A 23,336-nucleotide genomic window follows, 5' to 3' on the forward strand; every position below is an offset into this window, starting at 1 on the left:
TAAGAAGTCCTTTTTGCGGCTGTCATTCTATACGGATACAGCTCTTTATAAGCGCAGCAGTTATTATTGTTTTACCGCCCCAAGTGTCATACCACTCGTAAAGTATTTTGAAAAGAACGGATAAATAACAATAATCGGCAATACAACAACGATTGTAATAGCGGCTCTGACTGTCAGCGGCTGAATTCCTCTCATCGCCTCTGCCAGCATCGTGGAATCTGTCATGTCCTTCAGTGCACTTGCCTGATTTAACATTCTGTATAAAATAATCTGCAGTGTATCCCATGTTCCGCTCTTACTGTAAAGATTAACATCAAACCATGAATTCCAATGACTGACACCGGTATAAATAGCAATGCAGGCAAGCATTGGTTTACTTAACGGTAATACAAACTGTGTGAAAATTCTTAACTCGCTGGCGCCATCTACTCTGGCTGCTTCAAAGAGCGCCTCCGGAATGTTTTGGATGTAAGAAGCACACAGCAGCATATAGTAGGCACTGAAAATGCTCGGAAGCCAGTACACTGTTAATGTATCAATCAATCCCAACTTTGTCATTAACAGGTACGAAGGAATCAGTCCGCCGCCAAAATACATTGTAATCAGAAATAAGATTCGCATGAACTTCCGTCCTGCAAAGTTCTGACAGCTTACAATATACCCAAGCAGTGCGTTGCCAAGAACTGCCGTTACAGTTCCAATAACTGTTCTTAAAATCGAAACAAATGTACTTCTGTAAATATCAGAGTTATTTAAAACATATTTATAATTATCCAAAGTAAATTCTCTTGGCCATAAATAAATTCCGCCTTTAACGGCATCAGATCCTTCATTTAATGAAATTGCAAGTACATTAATGAATGGATATACAACAATAATAACAAATAAAGTAAGGAAAATGACATTCAAAACATCAAAAATCTTTCCGGCCCGTGTTTGTTTTATATAAAAAGGACGACTCATATTGCTACCTCCTAGAAAATTGATGTGTCCAGTTTCTTTCGACAGAACCAGTTGGATGCCCATACAAGAATGACACCGATTACTGATTTCATCAATCCGACTGCTGTACCTACCGAGTAATATCCGAGCTGAATACCATATCGATAGGAATATGTATCGATAACATCCCAATATGCCTGTGTAGCTGCATTTCCAAGTACAAGATGCTGTTCAAATCCTGCATTTAAAATACCTCCTACACCCATGATCCAAAGTACAACGATTGTTGGAAGAATTGTCGGAAGTACAACATGTTTGATAACTCCTGCCCGAGTCATTCCATCAACCGCACCGGCCTCGATCAGAGACTCATCAATTCCTGACATTGCAGAAATATAGATGATTGCCGACCAGCCTATTCCTTTCCACATGTTCACAAGCGTGTACATTACCCAGTAATATTTTCCTTCTGTCAAAAATGGAATCGGCGAATCTATCAGTCCGATCCGCATCAATATATCATTAATAACCCCTTCATTAGACAGCATCATAAAAATCATACTTCCTGCAACAACCCATGAGATAAAGTGCGGAAGGTAAGATGTTGTCTGAACTACTGTTTTAAATTTTTTGTTTTTAACCTCATTTACACAAATTGCAAAAACAATCGGCGCTGCAAATCCAATCGTCAGCCCCAGTATACTCATTGCCAATGTATTTCGAAGCAGCTGAAGAAAGGTAGGACTCATAACAAAGTCTTTAAAATACTTCAATCCAACAAATTGACAATCCGCAATTGACATACCCGGTATATAATCTACAAAGGCCATTAGCAAGCCATACATTGGTACATAGGCAAAAATAATTACCCAGATAATGATCGGAATGCAAAGGAGCCAAAGCTGTCTTTGTTTATTAAACACTTTTATTCCGTGTCTGATTTTCTCTTTCATATCAGGCCTCCTGAATTCAAATTTGTAAGAAAAGGAAGCTTATTTAGCTTCCATTTTCTCCATATTTTTCTGATAGTTCTCACTTAATGCTGTTTCCAGCGTATCGATTCCGGCAGTTGTTAATGCATCTTGAAGCTGTTTCCATGCTGTCTCAAATTCTTTTTCATTATTTGCCATAACCGCATTTCCCCAATTTGCCTTCCATGCATCTGCAACAGCCTGTTCCGCTATCTTTTGTTCATCTGTTTTTACACGAAGTGTCAATGCAGAAGAGTCATAAATTGTTCCGTCCAAATTCTCAATCATCATACTCTTCCACTGGTTGTCTTCATACCACATCTGATTTGGCCAGAAATCATGTTCTCCGTCTTCCCATCTTGACTGATTTACAAAGAGCCACGGCATTCCTTCTTCGTAGTATGCATTGTCGTAGGACCATTTTTCTGCAAGGATTTGTTCTTTTGCTTCTGGATCTACTTCCCAGTTTCCTTCTTCATCAATATTCCAGAATTTGATTTCTTTTCCTGTATCGCCAATCGGTGTTCCGTTTGGAAGTCCCCATCCGGTTAAAGCATTTCCCATATCGGTTGCCTGGAAGTTGATAAACCGCATGATTGCTTCCGGATCTTTTGCTTTGTCTGTAATAATCGTGCAGTAAGATCCAAGGAAGTTTTTACCGCTTAAATTTGCTGTTTCTGCCTCTTCATCTTTGAAACCGATCTGAACAAAACGTTTGTCTTCCGGAGTATTCGGATCGTCTGCCTGCCAGATTTCATGTCCTGACTGATAGGTAATCCACCATTCGCCAACACATCCGACAACCCTCTCATTAGAGAATTTTGTCTGCCACTGCTCATAGTTGTTTGCAAAAGAGTCCGGATCCAGTGTTCCGTCCAAATGGTACTGGTTGAAATATTTTGTCATTTCTTTTCCTTCATCCGTAAATGCCCAATGCGTGAATTCGCCATTGTCATCAATTTTGTAACCGGATTTTAATCCCCAGAAACCACTTAGCATGGCAGGATCTGTATAATGTCCGGAATCAGAATAGAACGATAATGCATATCTGTCTTCTCCGCTTGGAGTTTTTGGGAATTTCTCAAGGATAGCGTTTAGTGCATTATAGTAATCCTCCGGTGTCTTAATCTCCGGCGATCCGATTGCTTTCCACTCATCGTAACGGATGTGTGCGCAGCGGTCAGGAAGTTCTTCAATGGCGCCCATAAGCGTTGGCACATAGAATAATTTTTTATTTTCATCCAGGAACAGATTATAATGGTCTCCCATACTCTTTTTTACATCTTTTCCTACGGTATCCATATATGGAGTCAGTTCAACGGCTTTACCCATTTTTGTGAATTTCTCAACCATAGAAAATGGAACATAAGTAATTACATCCGGATAATCTCCTGAAGCGAGAGCAAGATTCAGTGCTTCATTCCCATCGCCGGACACATGCTCTACATTAACCTCAACATTGAATTCGTCTTTCAGATATTTAATACTATTTTCTTCTCCCACTTTCTGGGCCTCCAGCGGTGCGTAGTAACCACTGGCATCTAACACATTGATTTTCAGTGTCTCCTCCGGTTTCTCCCAGCCGAAACGGTTTACTTCTCCACTGCCTTTGAATGTGCTTTCTTTTTTCACTTCTTCTTTGGCTGCTCCACTGCCACATCCCGCAAGCATAGAAGCTGCCAGGACAGTTGCTACAAGTGCGTTCATAACTTGTTTTTTCTTCACTTTCCCTTTCGATATCTGTATGTTCAGACATCTTCCTCCTTTTCTCTTATTTTTGTTTCCTTTTTTATTCTTACGCAGGATTTCTGCATAATCCTCATTTATATTGCGAAAGCTTCCTTCTATCTGTCACATTTTTTTAGTTGGAACAGACGCGAGAAGTTGTCTCCCTGAATCTCCCAGGCAACTCCGGCAAGACCTGCTGCGCTGTCTGATACACTCATACCGGCATACATCAGCTCATCTCCGCCAAACATTCCATAATTCATGTTTGCTCCGGAATGTTCTTTCACTTCATATACTCCTGAAATATCAAGTCCTTTCAGATATATCCGCTCAAACTTTCCATTTGCCGGCTGAGCGATTCTGAAATATGCAACGAGCGCTTCTGACTTGTCTTCGGAAACAACCATCCATGCCGAAGAATTATTCTCAAACGGACTCTGCAGGCGGTAGAATGTGCCTTTCTGAATCAGCCCTCTGTTCTCCTTCATAAATGCAATCTGCTTCTTCATCTCTTCCAGCTCTTCTTCCGGAAGCTTTGTAATATCAAGCTCATATCCGAATGTTCCGAAGTATGCTACATTTGCTCTCATATCAAGTGATGTCGCTCTTCGCACCTGATGATTCGGAGATGCAGAAACATGGCTTCCCATACTGCTTAGCGGATAAGCGAGTGATGTTCCGTACTGAATCTTGATTCGATCTACCGCATCTGTATTGTCTGATGTCCATGCCTGCGGTGCGTAATACATCATGCCAGGATCGAATCTCGCTCCGCCGCTGGCACAGGATTCAAATAAAATATGCGGAAATTCCTGAGTGAGTCTCTCGTAAAGGCTGTAAACGCCGAGAATATATTTATGTCTTACTTTTCCCTGATAAGCCCTATCATTTCCGTTTGAAAATACTTCTGAAAATGCACGATTCATATCCCATTTCACATAAGAAACCGGAGCTTCTCTCAGAATCTTGTGCATCTGTTTATAAATATAGTCAACGACTTCCTGTTTTGAGAAATCAAGCACATACTGGTTTCTGCTGTGACAGTAATCTCTTCTGAGGTCTGCGAGCAGCCATTCCGGATGCGCACGGAATAAATCGCTGTCTTTATTCGTCATCTCCGGTTCAAACCAGAGTCCGAATTTCATTCCCATTTCTTCAACTTTCTTTGCAAGTCCTGTAATTCCATCCGGAAGTTTCTCAAAGTTCGGATACCAGTCTCCGAGGGAACAGTTATCTGTATTTCTCTTTCCAAACCATCCGTCATCAAGAACAAAGAGTTCAATTCCAAGTTCTTTTGCCTGACTTGCAAGCCGTACAATCTTATCTTCATTGAAATCAAAATAAGTTGCTTCCCAGTTGTTGATCAGGATTGGGCGTTCTTTATCCCTCCACATTCCTCTTGCAAGTCTTGTCCGGTATAATTTATGGAATGTCTGACTCATCTTGTTGCTTCCCTGATCAGAGTAAACCATAACTATTTCAGGTGTCTGGAATGCTTCACCGTCTTTTAATTCCCAGCGGAACTCATTTGGATGAATTCCCATAATGACTCTTGTTACGTCATATGTATCTACTTCTACCTGTGCAAGGAAATCACCGCTGTACACAAGGCTGAATCCCATTGCCTCTCCACTAAATTCATCTGCATGTTTTCTCTTTAACATGATAAACGGGTTAAACTGATGGCTGCTGCATCCCCGCATACTATAAATCCCCTGTATTCCATACTCCAGTTCTCTTGTATGTACATGTCTTTCACGAATCCAGGAGCCTGCCAGCTCTGTCATCTCATACTCCTTATCCGGAAGATCAAGGCAGCCGCTCATACAGTTCAGAAGTGTAATCCCTTCCGGATGTCTGCAGACAAATTTTGCATTTCTTGTGATAACCGGCATCTCATTATAAATTGTGTAGGATAAAATAATCTGTGTGTGAAGCAGTTTATCTTCAAGTACAAGTTCAAGCGTATCTGCCTCTGTCTCATTTTCTACATAAGTTGCCGGAAGCCCTTCCAAATTCTTCTTACCTTTGAAAATATTGTGGCTTACATATTTAAAATCAACAGCCCGGCTTCCATCTTCTCTCTCCAGCTCAAACGCCGGATATCTTGTATCGCCGGAACCATATGTTGGATATTCCTGGCGAAGATGCTCAAGTGAAAATTTACTTTCCCCATCAAACGGATACGGCGCCATATCTCTTCTGGCGTATTCAATCAGATATCCAAAATCTTCTCTGTCATTTAAGCGTCTGCCGTAGTAAACATGTCCCGGCTGCCCATTTCTCATAATTTTGATAATGTAACTGATCTCAGCGTTATAAAGGTGAAATTCTTTTGTTTGTTCATGAAATATAATTGGCATAATCTTATATTCTCCCTATACTTGACTTTTCTCATGCTTCCTTTTATTCTAATAGTAACTATGATGAATTCTTTATTTCAGAATACGATAGGAGTGTTTCCCAAATGAAAATAAATAAATTCTACAACACTGCTGATTTCCAGTGCCTTGACAATATCGACCATCAGACAAATGATCTTTATCTGACACGATGTGGAATCCAGCACTGCCCTCCCAACTACTCATGGGGGCCGAAAAAACGTCCTCAGTACCATCTGCATATTGTACTTGATGGAAAAGGCTATTTTGAAATTGACCACAATATTTATCATTTGGAACGCGGACAGATCTTTCTGATTCCTCCGAATGTTGTATCCCGTTATTACTCTGACAATAAGAATCCGTGGACTTATGCATTTATCAGTTTTCAGGGAAATAAATCCTCTCTCTTTGCAAAACAGGCTGGATTTACTGCTTCGCCTTACATTCGTGACTGTATTGCCAAACCGGAAGAGTATCTTGCACTAATTGAAAAAATGTTGGAAACAACTCAGCTGACTATTACAAATGAACTCTACCGCGCCAGTTATCTTTTTTCTTTTTTTGCACTCTTAACTTCCACAAGTCGATATTCTCAGGAGATCAAATCACATCATGATTATCTTCCGAGTACTTACTTTGAGCATGCCCTCAAATACATTGAACTGAATTATCAGCAAAACATACATATCCAGGATATTGCAGACTATATCGGAATTACCCGTTCTTATTTATTTCATCTGTTTAATAAAGAATTAAAAATGTCACCCAAAAAGTATCTTCAAAATTATCGTATTGAAAAAGCAAAGTATTATCTTGCTTCTACCGATATTTTCGTTAAAGATATTTCTCGCACGGTTGGCTATGAAGATCCTCTGGCATTTTCCAAAATTTTCCGGAGTGCTACCGGATATTCCCCTTCTGAGTACCGCAAATATAAGTCGGAGGCTTCGAAAAATTGATCTGTATTCTTTAATTAAAATTATATTGAACAGATATAATTATCAAATGGAAAAATGACTAATTTACATGCAAATATGTCAAACCTTCGGCATTTTAAACAAAAAAATCAGTCATAGCGTCTGGACTTCGTCATTCCAGATACTATGACTGATAAATAACATATTAGACAATCTCTGCTTCTGACAGACATTGCCGCTGCAGTATCGTTACTGCTTGTTTAAAATATATTGCAGAAATGCTTTTTTCCCTTCTTCATGTTTCGTGTGCTGCATCACAGAAATATATGCCTCTTCATACACTGCCCCCAACTCCTTCTGTAACAATACAGAATCACTGACAATCACGGCATCTTTTTTCTTACTCAGCCTCACTTTTGTCGCACCCAGATCCTGCAGCATCTTTTCCATGTCTCCAAATGCATTCTGCTTGCTAAAATGTTCATATACTTTTTCCGGACAAATAAAAATATCTACAGCACCTGCTCCAATCAGAGTACTGAGCGCCAGCATTGTGTCTGCCGACTGTTCTTCCGCCGAAAAATTAGTCTGAATCACGACTTTATCGTATTTGCCGTTTTTCCCCATGTATTTTTTCAGTGCCGCTTCAAACGAAGCCGTATCACTTTGTCCGGCACCGACTACTACTGCATTAACAAGCACGTTTTCACGGCTGGCTGCATAAGCAGAATAAGCCACATGCAGAATTACGCCTGCAAATACCGGTACAAGAAGCCATATTTTGTAATAAGTCCAAAGATAATCCAGTTTTTCTTTTAAACTCATGCCTTTCATTTTTTCCCGCATTGTATATCCTCGCTTTCTTTTCCGTTCATCTTTGCACAAATTGTCTGCATACAATTCATCAGTTGGATAACATTATAAGCAAAAACGATTTCCGCTACAAGTCTAAATTACTTTTCTGTTATATATTTTCATTTCTAAAATGAACAATCTATGTTACACTAGATAAAATAAGGAGGAACTATTATGGAACACAATACATTACCTCATCATCACGGAGAGTCTATGGACGAACTTCTCACACATATCCCGGATATCAATGATTTCCAGACGGTCGCTTCCGTCTTCAAGCAGCTAAGCGATCCAACCCGCGTGCGGATCTTCTGGATCTTATGCCACTGCGAAGAATGTGTCATCAACATTTCTGCCATGATGGAGATGAGCAGTCCGGCAGTCGCCCATCATCTGCGCCTCTTGCGTACGAGCGGCCTCATTGAATCCAGACGCGAAGGCAAAGAAACTTACTACCGCGCCAGCCAGTCTGAGAAAGCGCAGTCACTTCACCGGATGATTGAACAGATGATGGAGATTTCCTGCATCGGAACTCATTAGAACAGCAATGCAATATGATAGATCACAAAGGATGCAATCCATGCAATCACACACTGTCCTGCCGCCATAGCGACAGCCCATTTCCCACCGAGTTCTCGTTTCACTGATGCAATTGCTGCCACACAAGGCGTATAAAGCAGGCAGAACACAAGCAGCGCTCCTGCACCCGCAAGTGTAAGAGAGCTCTGCAAAGCGGCTGTGCTGCCGAATAACACGGTAAGAGAAGATACGACACTCTCTTTCGCCATGACCCCTGAGATGAGCGCTGTCACAATTCTCCAGTCTCCAAAGCCAACCGGAATAAATACCGGCGCAAGAACGCCTGCTGCAAGAGCCAGCATACTATCATGGGAATCGGAAACCATATTAAGTCCTGTATCAAAGTTCTGAAGGAACCAGATTACGATTGTGGCAAGAAAGATTACCGTAAAAGCTCTCTGAAGGAAATCCTTCGCCTTATCCCAAAGCAGATGAAGCACATTCTTCGCTCCCGGCATACGATAGTTCGGAAGCTCCATAACAAACGGTACTGCTTCTCCTTTAAATGCTGTTTTCTTAAAGATCAATGCCATCAAAATTCCCATTACAATTCCAAATACATACAGCCCGATCATCACAAGCGCACCGTGTTTCGGGAAAAATGCTGCCGTGAAAAATGCATAGATCGGAAGCTTTGCCGTACAGCTCATAAATGGCGTCAGAAGAATCGTCATCTTGCGGTCACGCTCAGAAGGCAGTGTACGGCTTGCCATAACTCCCGGCACCGTACATCCAAATCCAATGAGCATCGGCACAATGCTTCGTCCGGAAAGACCGAGTTTCCGAAGAAGCTTATCCATGATAAAGGCAACTCTTGCCATATACCCGCTGTCTTCTAACAGAGACAGGAAGAAAAACAGTGTCACAATAATCGGCAGGAAGCTTAACACGCCGCCAACCCCATTAAAAATACCGTCAATCACAAGGGAACGAATCACTGAACTGACATTTGCAGCCGCCATTGCCTGATCTGCCAGCACTGTTAAAGATTCAATTCCGCTCTCAAGCAGTCCCTGCAAAAATGCTCCAATAACATTAAAGGTCAGCCAGAATACGAGTCCCATAATTGCCACAAATGCCGGAATTCCTGTATATTTGCCTGTAAGAAGCCGGTCAATCCTGCGGCTTCGAATACGTTCTCTGCTTTCTTTTGGTTTAATAACCGTCTTACTGCATACCATTTCGATATAGTCAAAACGCATCTGAGCCACTGCCGCCGAGCGATCCATACCGGTCTCCTCTTCTGTCTGCTTCGCAATATCTTCCAAAAGCCGTTTTTCGTTTTCTGTAAGCTTTAACTGTTCTGCGAGCTGATCATCGCCCTCCATCATTTTGCTCGCCACAAACCGAATCGGAATCTCTGCCTGTTGTGTATGATCTTCAATCAAATGCATGACCGCATGGATTCCCCGGTGAAGTCCTTCATCTTTCTTACAGAAATCAATTTCCTGCGGCCGCTCCTGATATTTGGCAACATGGACTGCATGGCGCACCAACTCCTCAATTCCTTCGCCTTTTGCCGCTGAAATAGGAATTACCGGAACTCCGAGAGCTTCTTCCATTTCATTGACAAGTACAGATCCGTCATTGATTAAAAGCTCATCCATCATATTCAGCGCCACTACCATCGGAATTCCAAGCTCCAGAAGCTGCATCGTCAGATAAAGATTTCTCTCGATATTCGTTGCATCTACAATATTGATGATTCCTTTCGGCTTCTCCCGGATTACGAATTCTCTCGTCACAATTTCTTCACTGCTGTATGGCGACATGGAGTAAATTCCCGGCAGATCGGTAATTAACGTATTGTCATAGCCTCTAATCACTCCGTCTTTTCTGTCTACGGTAACGCCCGGAAAATTTCCTACATGCTGTTTCGATCCTGTCAGCTGGTTGAACAGCGTTGTCTTTCCGCAGTTCTGATTGCCCACAAGTGCAAATGTCAGTGTCTCATTCTCCGGAAGCGGCTGTTCTTCCTTCCGGTTGTGGAATTTTCCTCCTTCTCCATATCCCGGATGGTGCGTTTCCTGCCGCGCTGCCTTTGTCTGCCGCGGCTGTACACTTCCTTTCTTTGGTTCATGTGCTGCACTGATCTCAATGTTCTTCGCATCGTCCAGACGGATTGTCAGCTCATAGCCATGGATCCGCAGCTCAATCGGATCTCCCATAGGCGCATACTTGATCACCGTAACTTCCGTTCCCTGGATCAACCCCATATCAAGAAAGTGTTGGCGTAACGCCCCTTCGCCGCCAACAGACAGTATCGTTGCCGTACTGCCAATCTGCAATTCGCTTAAATTCATTATATCACTCTCCTCATTAGTTCTGTCTAACTTATGAACTAAAAGACAGCAACGGCATTCACACCGCTGCGTCTTCTATTACCTTCATTTTACGTTCATTTTTCTTTCTCTTCCTGTCGACAAATCTCCACATCTTCATCGAACAGATTTTTTGCTCAATTATTATAACATACTTTTACAGAGAATGCACCCTTAAAGCGCGAATTGCATTTAAAACTGCAATGACCATAACACCGACATCTGCAAAGATCGCAAACCACATATTTGCAATACCGATAGCTCCAAGACCAAGACATCCAAATTTAATTACAAGAGCAAATATAATGTTCTGGTATACAATACCAAGACATTTGCGGGAAATTTTAATCGCTTTTGCGATCTTCATCGGATCATCGTCCATTAAAACAACATCTGCCGCCTCAATGGCTGCATCCGATCCCATAGCTCCCATGGCAATTCCAATATCTGCCCGTGTCAAAACCGGCGCATCATTGATGCCGTCTCCGACAAATGCCAGTTTCTCCTTGCCGGATTTCGCAGCCAGAAGCTCTTCTACCTTTGTTACTTTATCTCCCGGAAGCAGTTCGCTGTATACTTCATCAATTCCAAGACTTCCTGCGACTTCTTCTGCCACCCGTTTTGCATCTCCGGTCAGCATAATGGTCTTCTTCACACCGGCTTTTTTCAATTCTGCCAGCGCTTCTTTGGCGTGTGGTTTTATCACATCCGAAATTACAATGTGGCCTGCATATTCTCCATTGATCGCCATATGGATAATTGTTCCGACCTTATGGCAGTCTTTATAAGCAATGCCAAGCTGATCCATTAATTTACCATTTCCTGCCGCTACTTCATTGCCGTCTACCTTTGCAATAATGCCATGTCCGCTTACTTCGCTGACGTCTGTTACGCGATTTCTGTCAATTTCTTTGCCGTAAGCCCGCTGAATACTCTTACTGATCGGATGCGAGGAAGCACATTCCGCCAGTGCCGCATATTCCAACAGTTTCTCGTCCTCCAGCTTATTGTGGTGGATACCACTTACTTCAAATACTCCCTGTGTTAGTGTTCCTGTCTTATCAAATACAACGCAGTCAGCCTGGGACAATGTCTCCATATAGTTCGATCCTTTAATCAGAACGCCTTCCTTGCTGGCACCGCCGATTCCTGCGAAAAAGCTTAGCGGAATACTGATGACAAGGGCGCAAGGGCAGCTAATAACAAGGAACGTAAGGGCACGGTAAATCCAATCGCTCCAATGAGCAGGTCCGCCGAGGAAAAGCATCTGTACCAAAGGCGGGATGACTGCCAGCGCAAGGGCTCCATAGCAGACCGCCGGTGTATATACTCTTGCAAATTTGGAAATAAAATTCTCGGATTTTGACTTGCGGGAGCTGGAATTCTCAACAAGCTCCAGAATCTTGGAAACGGTAGATTCCCCGAATTCTCTTGTCGTACGTACTTTCAGCACACCTGTCATATTAATGCATCCGCTAATAATTTCATCGCCTGACTTCACGTCTCTTGGAAGACTTTCTCCCGTCAGCGCGCTCGTATTTAAGCTGGAAGCGCCTTCTAATACAATACCGTCAATCGGAACTTTCTCACCCGGCTGAACAATAATTACGCTGTCCACCATAACTTCATCCGGATCTACCTGCTCAAGTTTCCCATCTCTCTCTACATTAGCGTAATCCGGTCGGATATCCATTAGCGCACTGATATTCTTGCGGCTCTTTCCTACAGCATAACTCTGGAATAACTCCCCAACCTGGTAGAACAGCATAACAGCAATCGCCTCGTTATAATCTCCGCTGCCTGAATAAATTGCCAGTACAAATGCACCAACAGTAGCAATTGCCATAAGGAAATTCTCATCAAATACTCTCCGGTTTACGATGCCCTTTCCGGCTTTTCTTAAAATATCATATCCAATTACCAGATATGCTGCCAAATACAACAACAGCTGAAGCAGCCCCCTTACCGGAACGATATTCAGCAGAATTACCATAACACTCGCTATGATAATGCGGGTCAGCATCTTTTTCTGTTTCTTATTCATAACGGCATACCCTCCTTTTATCTCATATTCCTCTGAAATTTATTTATCGGATTCCTCTTATTTTTATCATATTTTTGCACCCCGTTTGCAAGTTACATTCGGGGTGCATCCTTATCTTTTCTCTTAAAATTCAATTTCGCAATCAGACTCAACTTTTTTGCAGGCTTTCAGAACTTCCTTCATAACTGCTTTCGGTTCTGCACCTTCTTCGAACTCAACGATCATTTTCTGTGTCATAAAATTCACTGTCGCATCAGCAACTCCGGCTGTCTTCTTTGTAGCTGCCTCCATCAGATTTGCACAGTTTGCACAGTCTACTTCAATTTTGTAAGTTTTTTTCATGGTATCTTCTCCTTTTTCTCCCATACTTCTTCGCTTCAACAATTAAGTAATTGTTTAATCTTTATGGTTTTACTATATCCGATACACACAGAAATGTCAAGAGATATATAAATTTTTGAGAAAAAAAGACCAACCCGCGCTTTGGCTGGTTGATCTTTCATTATATTGTATTTATTTTTCAGTTTTTTCGTAATGATATGTCGGAACCAGTCTCGCCACATGCTCACGGATATCTCCTTTATCTTCATAAGCGTGGTCTTTCAGTTCCTTCAATTCATCAAAGAATTTCTCTTCATCGAAATCAATCGGCTTACCGACATAGATGAGTTCATTTTCTGTCTTCTGCAGTCCTTCTTCATTCATAAGAAGTTCTTCATACAGTTTCTCTCCCGGACGGAGACCTGTGTATTTGATCTCAATATCCACATCCGGCTGCAGACCGGAAAGCTTGATCATATTTGCCGCAAGATCAGCAATCTTCACTGGCTCACCCATATCCAGAACAAAGATCTCACCGTCTTTCGCATAAGCGCCCGCCTGAAGTACAAGCGATACTGCCTCCGGGATTGTCATAAAGAAGCGGATGATATTTGGATGTGTTACCGTTACCGGACCGCCTTCTTCAATCTGTTTTCGGAAAATCGGAATCACACTTCCGTTACTTCCAAGTACGTTCCCGAAGCGTACTGCTGCGAATTGTGTATGTCTTGACTCTCTCGCAAAACTCTGGATTACCATTTCACAGAGACGTTTTGATGCTCCCATAATATTTGTTGGATTTACCGCTTTATCTGTAGAGATCAGGATAAACTTATCGGTATGATACTCTTCTGCACATTTTGCCACATTATATGTACCGAATACATTATTCTTAATTGCTTCGTTTGGACTGTCCTCCATAAGCGGCACATGTTTATGCGCTGCCGCATGATATACAATCTGCGGACGATAATCTCTGAAAATCTCTTCCACACGATGCGTATTTCTCACAGAGCCAATAAGCACAACCAGATCCAGTTCCGGATGTGTTTTTCTCAGTTCCAACTGAATGTCATACGCATTATTCTCATAAATATCAAATATGATCAGCTGTTTCGCACCGTAGTCAGCGACCTGACGGCAAAGCTCACTTCCGATAGATCCGCCGCCCCCGGTTATAAGAACAACTTTTCCTTTGACATATTTCATAACAATCTCGAGGTCTGTTTTGACCGGATCTCTTCCAAGAAGATCATTGATATCTACTTTTCTTAACTGTGAAACTGTAACTTCTCCTTTTACAAGTTCGTATGTTCCCGGAAGAACAGATACACGGCACTTGCAGTCCTTGCATATTTCAAGAATTTCTCGTTTCTGTCTGTTTGTCATTGATGGAATTGCAAGAATAATCTCTTCAATACCATATTTTCCCACTGCTTCATGAATATATTCACGTCCTCCAATGATCGGAATTCCAAGAAGATATGTCCCTTTCTTATGCGGTGTGTCATCAATGATACATGGAATCTCACGATTCAGATAACGACTCCCTTTCAGTTCTCGCACAAGTGCAGCTCCTGCTTCACCAGCACCAATAACCATTGTACGAACTGGTTTTCCAACATCCTCAACCTTTAATCTCTGCTGCCATGTTCTTACAAATCGATAGAAAAACCGGCCAGCTGTAATAAACACCATCAGAAGAACTGTGTTAATTGGATAGTAGCTTCGCGGCATCTCAATTCTCATAAAATACATTCCAATAATCTGTACCGCACCAGCTACAATACAGGCCATCACAATATTCACTTCTTCATTTACACTCGCAAAGCTCCACAAACTGTCATATAGCTTAAAAAATGAAAAAATGATAATTGCCGCTATTGTATTAATTAATGCATAATGCTCATATCCTTCAATATATTGCACATCGATCATTTTATAAGAAAAATCAAATCTTGCCAGCAATGCAAGAATGCAAGATGCTTGAATTGCTATCACATCATATATCATCAGCAAAAACACTCTTGCTTTTTTGCTTTTGTAATCTACTGCTTTTTCCACTTTATCTCCCTCTGTTTTCTTCCAGTCCTTTAAACTATTCCGTAAGAACTTCTCCATTAATTACTTGCTGCATTTTCTGCTTAATAGATGCCACTGATGCCTCATCTGGCCACATTACATATAATAACTGTGAGCCTGATGAAAAACAAGCTTCTTTGCCTCCCTGTCCAATTGCATTCGCTGATACAATATTCCACTCTGCACCGTCATTTAACTGCATTTGAATTAACTCTGCCATTTCTTCTGATGTCATATTGGTCTCTACGCTGTCGCTGACTTCTGTCAGAAGTTGATTTGCATTTTTTAAAATAGCCGGAGACATTGCCTTTCTAAGCATCGCTGTCAAAACAGCCTCCTGATTTCTTCCTCTCTGATTATCCCCTGCTGCAAAGCTGTGACGCTCTCTTGAAAATGCCAGCGCTGCTGCTCCGTTTAAATGATTTAATCCTTCATTAAACGTATACCCTCCTGCACTGAATGCATACTCTGAATTGACATCCACTCCTCCGAGAATATCAACAATCTTAATTAATGATGTAAAGTTTACTTTTGCATAATAACTGATATCAATTCCATAAATAGACTCTAATGTAGACATGGATGCATCTACACCATAAATTCCGGCATGTGTCAATTTATCCCTTTGTTCTCCTGAAATATCCGGAATCGGAACATAATAATCACGAGGAGTTGTTGTTAATAATATCTGTTTTGTTTTTGTATTTACAGTTACAATAATATTAACATCGCTTCGGCTTGTCATAGTGATTGGCCCAGACACATCAATACCACTGATATACAAGCTGAATGTATCCTGATTTTTTATCTGATCCGATGACTCTCCTTCAATTTTAGTATCAATTCCATACTGATAGAGAATTTTTACCTGATCCGAATATCCTTCGATCAGCTCATCCAAAATACCTTCAAATGCCTGATTATAAATAGCTGCTTCCACTTCACCATTTAAAAGTGCTTGTCCTAACTCCTGAACAGTTGCATAGTCTGTTACATTAATCTCTCTTCCCACAGTATCATTGATTTTCTGAATCATCAAATCAGTATTATCTCTATCTGAAACTATCTGCTTTCCAAAACGATAATTTCCAGCATCTTTCAATTCAACTGCTGCATCTTCTTTTTTCACAACAACAATCATATTATCTGTCTTATATGTTGCACCGCCAACTTTTCTCATAGCATTGTCTGTCTTTAGCAGCCAGAAAAGTGCAAATACTGTTGAAATACACACAATAATACTAATAACAATTCCACCAATGTATGCTTTATTTTTTACAAACTGCAGCCCAAATGAAACTGCCAGCAGGAGAAAAAGTACCACTCCCATCACTGCAAGATATTTCATTGGAATCATTCCACTTGTCCAGAGTACACCAAACAATGTCAAACTGCAAATTAACTGAATAACACAGATTAACTTTCCTACAATGTGTTTTCCCATAAATACCCTTCTTTCTTAACTGTATATTTGTTTCTTTTATCATCTGAGTTTATATTTTTTTATTTCTAAGAACTGCAACACCATTCCTCCAGAAAATCTGCTCCATATAATCATGTCCATGCTTTCTTTCAACATATACTGCAGCTTTTTTTATGGCCGGAGGTCGATACTCCGGATCATGTGCATCTGTGCCTACCAAATGTACAAGATGTTCTTTCATTATAGATTTAATAAAATGTTTTATCGTAAATCCACCAATAATACTAGATGCATTTACCTGAATATAAGCTCCCATTTCTACAAGAGAACGAACCTTATCAATATTTTTTGTAAGACATAAATAGCGCTCCACATGAGCTATAATCACACGGTAACCTTTCATCTGAACTTCCTGGACCGCTCTTTGAATATAAGAAAACGGAGCCTCCGTTGAAAATTCAATTAGAATATAACTTGATTTTCCAATCGTTGCAATTGTACCCTGATCAAGCTCTTCCAGAATCTCCTGAACGAAAAATACTTCCATGCCAGGGTAAATCTTCATATTCATATTCATCTCTTGAATCAGTTCTTTCACTTTCTGAAGCTGGCAATTCAATTGCTGTATTGACGCTTTTCCACGGCGGTCATGGTGATGGGGCGTCGCAACAATTGCGCGTATTCCTTCTTGATAAGCGATTTTTAACATTTGTTCCGTATCTTTTAGATTTTTTGCACCGTCATCAACTCCCGGTAAAATGTGGCAATGCATATCAATGTATTTATTCATTTTCATTTTATTCTCTATAAATCTTCTCCAATAGCAAACGTTTCTTCTATCTGCTGCTTCGTCTTCAGTACAGCAGCCGAATATCTTCCCATAATCAGTACAACTTCTCCGTCTTCCACAAGATATTCCTCATACTCTGTAGTATAGCCTCTGTCATAAGTATACATCAAGCGGTACATTTTCCCTTTTTCCGGAACTTCTGCTCTCCAGACAGGAATTGTCACTTCTTGAAGTTTTTTGCTGTTATTGACAACTATTATAATCTGTTCGTTCTCTAAAAATCTAGAAAATGACAAAATATGTTCATTCCATGTCAATATTTGCAGAGAGCCGCTGGTAAGGGCCGGATAATTCTTGTGGATTCTGATCATTTCCCTGTGGAAGTCCAGCATGAGCTTATCTTCCCGTCCCCACGGATATGTTCTTCGATTATCCGGATCTGTAAAGCCGCAAAGCCCGGCTTCATCTCCATAATAAAGTGTCGGCGCTCCGATCCAGGTCATCTGCATAACAACTGCTTCCCGCATAACTGCCGGATTGATATTTTTATTTGCAGCCTCCGGTCCGAGATTCTGTACACGTCCTACCCAGTGATTCGTTCTTGTCAGAAATCTTGAATGATCGTGATTGGAAAGCTGATTCATCGCCACCATCAGGGACGGCATCATCATACTGCTCATATGATGTTTCATCACATTGACAAAGTTATCTGAATTATTCAAAAGATCCTGACGGAATTCATCACTGTGTTTCTCCATTCCGGTAAGGAACCATGTTACCGGTTCCATAAACGCATCATAGTTCATAACAGTGTCCCACTCATCTCCCTGAAGCCATTCCTGTGGATCTCCGTAATGTTCCGCCAGAATAATCGCTTCCGGATTCGCCTCTTTCACTGCTTTTCGGAACTTTTTCCAAAATTCATGGTTATAATCATTGGTTTTGCCGAGATCTGCCGCCACATCAAGGCGCCAGCCATCCGCACAAAACGGTTCAGACACCCATTTTCTTCCGACATTGATAATATAATCTTCCAGTTCCTGCGACTGTTCATAGTTTAATTTCGGAAGTGTGTTGTGGCCCCACCAGCCTTCATAATTGTCATTGTCCGGCCAGTTTTCAGATTCTCTGCTGTAAAAATTAAAATAATTTCTGTATGGACTTTTGGAAGAAATGTATGCACCTGGTTCATAACCTTCTACATTATGATAAATATATTCCCGATCCATCCATTTGTTAAAAGAGCCACAGTGATTAAAGACTCCATCCAGAATAATTTTCATTCCTCTTTTATGGACTTCCCGGATCAGCTCTGCAAGATATTCGTTGCTGGCTTCCAGATTTTCCTTATCCGTTGTCCTTAGACGATACTTCCCGGCAGAACAATTATTTCCTTCCCAACCCTGCAGCAGATTCCCGCCATCATTTTTAATAACGGCAATATGCGGATCTACATAGTCATAATCCTGTGTATCATATTTATGGTTGGAAGGTGACACAAAAATCGGATTGAAATAAATAACGTCTACACCCAGTTCCTGAAGATAGTCCAGCTTCTTCATCACTCCCTGCAGATCGCCTCCGTAAAATTCTCTTACATCCATGCTGGCAGGATACTGATACCAGTCTGTTACCCGGATGCTCTTGTCTCCCAGATACATATATTCGCCGGTTTCTACATCATTATCCGGATTCCCATTACAAAAACGATCTACATAGATCTGATACATGACAGCGCCCTTTGCCCATTCCGGTGTGGAAAATCCGGGCGCTATCATAAAATAATAATCATCAATCACCTTTTCTGACGGACCGCATTGCTGATAGTAGATATGCTCACTGCCGCTTTTAATCTCGAAACAGTATCGGAATTGGTCTTTTCCAAGCTGATAATTGACGGTATAGTAATCAAAAAGCCCCCGGCTTACTTCCTTATGCATCAGATATCTGCTCTTTTCTGTCACAAGCCACACTTCATCCGCATCATTCTTAGCAGTACGAAAGCGGATGGTTACTATCTCATCCGCCTGTGGCTCTGCCGGGTTTATATAATTGCCGGTTCCGTCGCTGTAAAGTGCCTCTTTATTCATACGCTATCCCTCTGCTCTGTCCGGAGTTTCAAATAATGCCTCAAATTCTTCTCTCGTAATCTTTTCTTTCTCCATCAAAAGCGCTGCACAAGAGTGAAGTACCGGCATATACTCGTCCAGAAGCTGTTCTGCATGACGGTAGCATCCGTCAATGATATTTTTCACTTCCGCATCGATTTCCCCTGCGATCCGCTCTCCATAACTGCGTGCCGCATGTGCCAGATCCCGACCGATAAATACCTCGTCACTGTCATCATCGTAGTTGATCGTTCCAAGTCGCTCGGACATACCGTATTTCGTTACCATTGCTCTCGCTGTCGCTGTTGCCTGTTTAATGTCCTGTGAAGCTCCCGTTGTAATATCGCCGAAAATCTTCTCCTCGGCAATACGGCCGCCTAATGATACTGTAATATCCTGCAGCATTTTGCCTTTCGTCAGAAACATTTCATCCTGCTCCGGAAGCGGCATCGTATATCCCGCTGCCCCTGCTCCGGTCGGAATAATGGAAACACTGTAAACCGGTCCCACATCCGGAAGCACATGGAACAGAATCGCGTGGCCTGCCTCATGGTAAGCTGTAATTCTCTTTTCTTTGTCAGAAATCACACGGCTCTTCTTCTCTGCTCCGATTCCTACTTTCACGAAAGAATGGCGAATGTCTGCCTGTGTAATATACGGACGGCTGTCCTTCGCCGCATAGATTGCCGCTTCATTGAGAAGGTTCTCAAGATCTGCACCGGTAAATCCTGCTGTTGTCTGTGCGATCTGCTTCAGATCCACATCATCTCCAAGCGGTTTCCCCTTCGCATGCACTTTCAGAATCTCCTCACGTCCCAGTACATCCGGACGTCCTACAACAACTTTTCTGTCAAATCTTCCCGGACGAAGAATCGCCGGATCGAGGATATCGACACGGTTCGTTGCCGCCATTACGATAATGCCTTCATTGACTCCGAAACCGTCCATCTCAACAAGCATCTGGTTCAATGTCTGTTCCCGTTCGTCATGGCCGCCGCCCATTCCGGTGCCGCGCCGTCTTGCAACTGCGTCAATCTCATCAATGAACACGATACATGGAGCATTTTTCTTCGCATCTTCAAACAAATCCCGGACACGGGAAGCTCCAACACCGACAAACATCTCTACAAAGTCAGATCCTGAAATACTAAAGAACGGAACACCCGCTTCTCCGGCAACTGCTTTCGCAAGCAATGTCTTACCGGTTCCCGGAGGTCCTACAAGAAGTACTCCTTTCGGAATTCTTGCTCCGAGCTGTGTGTACTTTGTTGGATCCTTCAGGAAATCAACAATCTCCTCCAGCTCTTCTTTCTCTTCTTTCAACCCTGCAACTTTATCAAAATTAACTTTCTTATCTTTATCTGTGCTCATCTTGGCGCGGCTCTTCCCGAAATTCATTGCCTTCGCGTTCGCACCGCCTCCTGCCTGCCGATTCATCAGCAGAAATACAACAAGCACTGCTACGATGGAGATTCCCATCGGAAGAAGTACTGTCGTAATCCAGCTTTCTTCCGGAACACTCGTGACGATAAAATCAATCTTTTCTTCTTCCAGCTGCTCCTGCACTTCGTTGACATTAGACACGTTCAATGTCTTTGTCTCTCCGTCATCCAACGTAAAGACGATCTGTCCCGTTGGGATAGAACGGTCCTGATTAATTACTGCGCGCTGAATAGATCCACTTTCAAGCGCCTCCTGATATTCACGATAAGTAAATTCCCGATCCCGGTTCTGCGCCTGATTTGTAAACCAGAACACTGCAAACAGCGTCACCAGGAACAAAATAAAGGTCGCACCCCCAAATCCTCTGTTCTTATTACTGTCCAATTTGCTGCTCCTTCCTATTCAATTCCTTCAACAATACCGATATACGGCAGATTTCTGTACTTCTGTGCATAATCCAGACCATATCCTACGATAAACTCATCCGGAATCACAAATCCTGTATAGTCTACCTTCACTTCTCTGACACGGCGATCCGGTTTGTCAAGCAATGTGCAGAGTTTCATGCTCTTTGGTCCTCTCTTAGCAAGGATCTCAAGCAGATAAGATAATGTTCTTCCGGAGTCAATAATGTCTTCCACAACAAGAACATCCTTTCCCTCCAGACTTTCGTCAAGATCTTTTGCAATCTTTACGACACCGCTTGATGTTGTTCCATCTCCGTAGCTTCCCACACTCATAAAATCCATTGAAACCGGAACAGTGATTCTCTTAGCAAGTTCACACATAAAAAATACTCCGCCTTTTAAAACACAGATCAGATGTACCTGCTTTCCTGCATAATCTTCACTAATCTGTTTGCCCAGCTCTCTGATTCTCGCATCAAGTGCAGCTTCTGAAATAAGTTCTCTAATTGTTTCTGACATCTTTTTCTCCTCCATGTATCGTGATTTCTAAAATTCTTTCTGTTTCTTCTAAGACATATGCCGCGCATCCCCTGCGATGCCCTGCTATCCACAGCACATGACTTCCCTGTGCAACAAGCCAGATCCGGTCTCTCTCTTCTTTTGGAATCTTTTCATTAATAAAATAAGATTTCAATTTCTGCTTTTTCCCGGACTTATCAATCATAATATAATCTCCGGGACGCCGTTTTCTGACTATTACAGTATCTTTTATTATATCATAATCAAACCATTTCGTATATATATTATCTGGCACATTTATAGCATCTGAGGAAGATTTTTCTATTAATTTTGCAGTAATAACGCTATTTTCTACTCTTAGCTGCATTCCCGGAACAATCGGATACGAAGCCTCTTTGCTGTCTGTTTCTCCTTTTCGTTCCCGCTGATTCTTTTCTTCCATTTTCTTAATGCAAATGCACGCTTCTTCATGCACGGCTGTCAGCCGATACGGCAAAGACAGTTTACTTCCCTTTTGCTGATCCCACATAGAACTCAACAGCTCTACATGCTTTTGACCGATATTTTTCTCACTCCCCGCCGCTTCCGCAATGACACGGTGGCAGAGCATATGAAAAATGACTTCCGCGAGCGCTGACTTTGCCGCTATGCGGATCATTACTTCCTCTCCCTCTATTTTCACATAGTCATCAAAGGCTTTCTCCACCTGAGTATTCATATAATCACTGATTTGCCGAAGCTGTTCCATTGTCTGATTTATATGCGCTACTGCTGCCGGATTTATTTCCTCTTCCAAATACGGTATCACACAATTGCGAAGTTTATTTCTTGTGTAAATATTTTCAAAATTAGTTGCATCTGTACAGTAGGATATCTGTCTCTCTTCCAGGTACATTTCAATTTCTTTTCTTCCGACACACAAAAGCGGCCGGATCATGCTGTCGGACACCGGACGCATTCCGCCAAGTCCCTGCAGCCGGCTCCCTCTGATAAGATTCATGAGAAATGTTTCTGCATTGTCATCACTGTGGTGAGCCAGCGCAATTTTCGTTCCGCCATATAGATCCCGTTCTTTTTGAAACGCTTCCCGGCGTACTTCTCTCCCAGCCTCTTCTGTAGATTGTTTCCGTTTTTTCGCTTCTAATTCCACATCATAGTAATAAATTGTACAGGGGATTTTGTATTGTTCTGTCAGTTTCTTCACAAAAGCTGCGTCCGCATCTGCCGCTTCCCCACGCAGCCCATGATGCACATGCACTGTGCGGATTTGAAACCCAATCTCTTTTTGCAGATCCATTAATACGAAAAGAAGGCATACCGAGTCTGCTCCCCCTGATATGCCTGCAATTACAATATCTGATTGTTCCAGCATATGATATTTCTTCACATATGCTCTGATTTTTTCTATCATAACTTTGGTCCTGTCATCTATGCAGTAATTCCTGCTCTATTATCATTATTAGATTCCAGTACAAATATAATGAATTTTCCGCTCAAAGTCA

The 23,336-nt window shown here is 41.9% G+C and carries 17 protein-coding genes; 2 read left to right on the forward strand and 15 right to left on the reverse strand.

The window, feature by feature from the left end; translation table 11 throughout:
• Nucleotides 1–63 precede the first annotated feature (63 nt).
• The 4 genes from KFE17_10425 to KFE17_10440 form a co-directional block, all read right to left on the reverse strand.
• Nucleotides 64–963, reverse strand: a complete 900-nt coding sequence (locus tag KFE17_10425) for a carbohydrate ABC transporter permease (protein QUO31290.1) — start codon at nt 961–963, stop codon at nt 64–66.
• An 11-nt stretch (nt 964–974) separates the two neighbouring features.
• Entirely contained in the window at nt 975–1,895 is a 921-nt protein-coding gene (locus KFE17_10430) for a sugar ABC transporter permease (GenBank protein ID QUO31291.1), read from the reverse strand.
• 39 nt (nt 1,896–1,934) lie between these two features.
• The gene (locus KFE17_10435; protein QUO31292.1) at nt 1,935–3,620 is read right to left on the reverse strand and encodes a hypothetical protein; all 1,686 of its coding nucleotides are present in this window, start codon (nt 3,618–3,620) and stop codon (nt 1,935–1,937) included.
• A gap of 137 nt (nt 3,621–3,757) precedes the next feature.
• Nucleotides 3,758–6,004 carry an alpha-galactosidase gene (locus KFE17_10440; protein QUO31293.1) on the reverse strand — a complete coding sequence of 749 codons (2,247 nt, stop codon included), beginning with the start codon at nt 6,002–6,004 and terminating at the stop codon, nt 3,758–3,760.
• 104 nt (nt 6,005–6,108) lie between these two features.
• Between KFE17_10440 and KFE17_10445 the strand changes: the two genes are divergently transcribed.
• On the forward strand, nt 6,109–6,984 hold the full coding sequence (locus KFE17_10445) for an AraC family transcriptional regulator (protein QUO31294.1): 876 nt from the start codon (nt 6,109–6,111) through the stop codon (nt 6,982–6,984).
• Between the two features lie 207 nt (nt 6,985–7,191).
• Here KFE17_10445 and KFE17_10450 read toward each other — a convergent pair whose 3' ends face one another.
• Complete coding sequence (locus tag KFE17_10450; protein ID QUO31295.1) at nt 7,192–7,788, reverse strand: hypothetical protein; 597 nt, start codon at nt 7,786–7,788, stop codon at nt 7,192–7,194.
• A gap of 183 nt (nt 7,789–7,971) precedes the next feature.
• On the opposite strand from KFE17_10450, the gene KFE17_10455 reads away from it, so the two are divergent.
• Entirely contained in the window at nt 7,972–8,337 is a 366-nt protein-coding gene (locus KFE17_10455) for a winged helix-turn-helix transcriptional regulator (GenBank protein QUO31296.1), read from the forward strand.
• Here KFE17_10455 and feoB read toward each other — a convergent pair.
• The 10 genes from feoB to tilS form a co-directional block, all read right to left on the reverse strand.
• The gene (gene feoB / locus KFE17_10460) at nt 8,334–10,679 is read right to left on the reverse strand and encodes a ferrous iron transport protein B (GenBank protein QUO31297.1); all 2,346 of its coding nucleotides are present in this window, start codon (nt 10,677–10,679) and stop codon (nt 8,334–8,336) included. The two genes, KFE17_10455 and feoB, sit on opposite strands and share 4 nt — an antisense overlap.
• Nucleotides 10,680–10,854: 175 nt before the next feature.
• Nucleotides 10,855–12,741: a cadmium-translocating P-type ATPase gene (gene cadA, locus KFE17_10465; GenBank protein QUO31298.1), complete on the reverse strand. Its 1,887-nt coding sequence runs from the start codon at nt 12,739–12,741 to the stop codon at nt 10,855–10,857.
• Nucleotides 12,742–12,864: 123 nt separating this feature from the next.
• A complete protein-coding gene (locus KFE17_10470; protein ID QUO31299.1) occupies nt 12,865–13,083 on the reverse strand; it encodes a cation transporter in 219 nt (72 codons plus the stop codon).
• A 171-nt stretch (nt 13,084–13,254) separates the two neighbouring features.
• Complete coding sequence (locus KFE17_10475) at nt 13,255–15,183, reverse strand: polysaccharide biosynthesis protein (GenBank protein QUO31300.1); 1,929 nt, start codon at nt 15,181–15,183, stop codon at nt 13,255–13,257.
• Nucleotides 15,161–16,588 (reverse strand): LCP family protein, encoded by a 1,428-nt coding sequence (locus KFE17_10480; protein ID QUO31301.1) that lies wholly within the window; start codon nt 16,586–16,588, stop codon nt 15,161–15,163. Before KFE17_10480 ends, KFE17_10475 begins: the two co-directional genes overlap by 23 nt.
• A gap of 49 nt (nt 16,589–16,637) precedes the next feature.
• Nucleotides 16,638–17,357: a protein tyrosine phosphatase gene (locus KFE17_10485; protein QUO33691.1), complete on the reverse strand. Its 720-nt coding sequence runs from the start codon at nt 17,355–17,357 to the stop codon at nt 16,638–16,640.
• Between the two features lie 14 nt (nt 17,358–17,371).
• Nucleotides 17,372–19,447 carry a glycoside hydrolase family 13 protein gene (locus KFE17_10490; protein QUO31302.1) on the reverse strand — a complete coding sequence of 692 codons (2,076 nt, stop codon included), beginning with the start codon at nt 19,445–19,447 and terminating at the stop codon, nt 17,372–17,374.
• 3 nt (nt 19,448–19,450) lie between these two features.
• Nucleotides 19,451–21,292: an ATP-dependent zinc metalloprotease FtsH gene (ftsH, locus tag KFE17_10495; GenBank protein ID QUO31303.1), complete on the reverse strand. Its 1,842-nt coding sequence runs from the start codon at nt 21,290–21,292 to the stop codon at nt 19,451–19,453.
• Nucleotides 21,293–21,306: 14 nt separating this feature from the next.
• Entirely contained in the window at nt 21,307–21,834 is a 528-nt protein-coding gene (gene hpt / locus KFE17_10500) for a hypoxanthine phosphoribosyltransferase (protein ID QUO31304.1), read from the reverse strand.
• A complete protein-coding gene (gene tilS / locus KFE17_10505; GenBank protein QUO31305.1) occupies nt 21,818–23,245 on the reverse strand; it encodes a tRNA lysidine(34) synthetase TilS in 1,428 nt (475 codons plus the stop codon). Before tilS ends, hpt begins: the two co-directional genes overlap by 17 nt.
• Nucleotides 23,246–23,336: the final 91 nt, after the last annotated feature.

Source organism: Faecalicatena sp. Marseille-Q4148 (assembly GCA_018228665.1).
In the GTDB taxonomy this organism is placed as follows: domain Bacteria; phylum Bacillota; class Clostridia; order Lachnospirales; family Lachnospiraceae; genus UBA9414.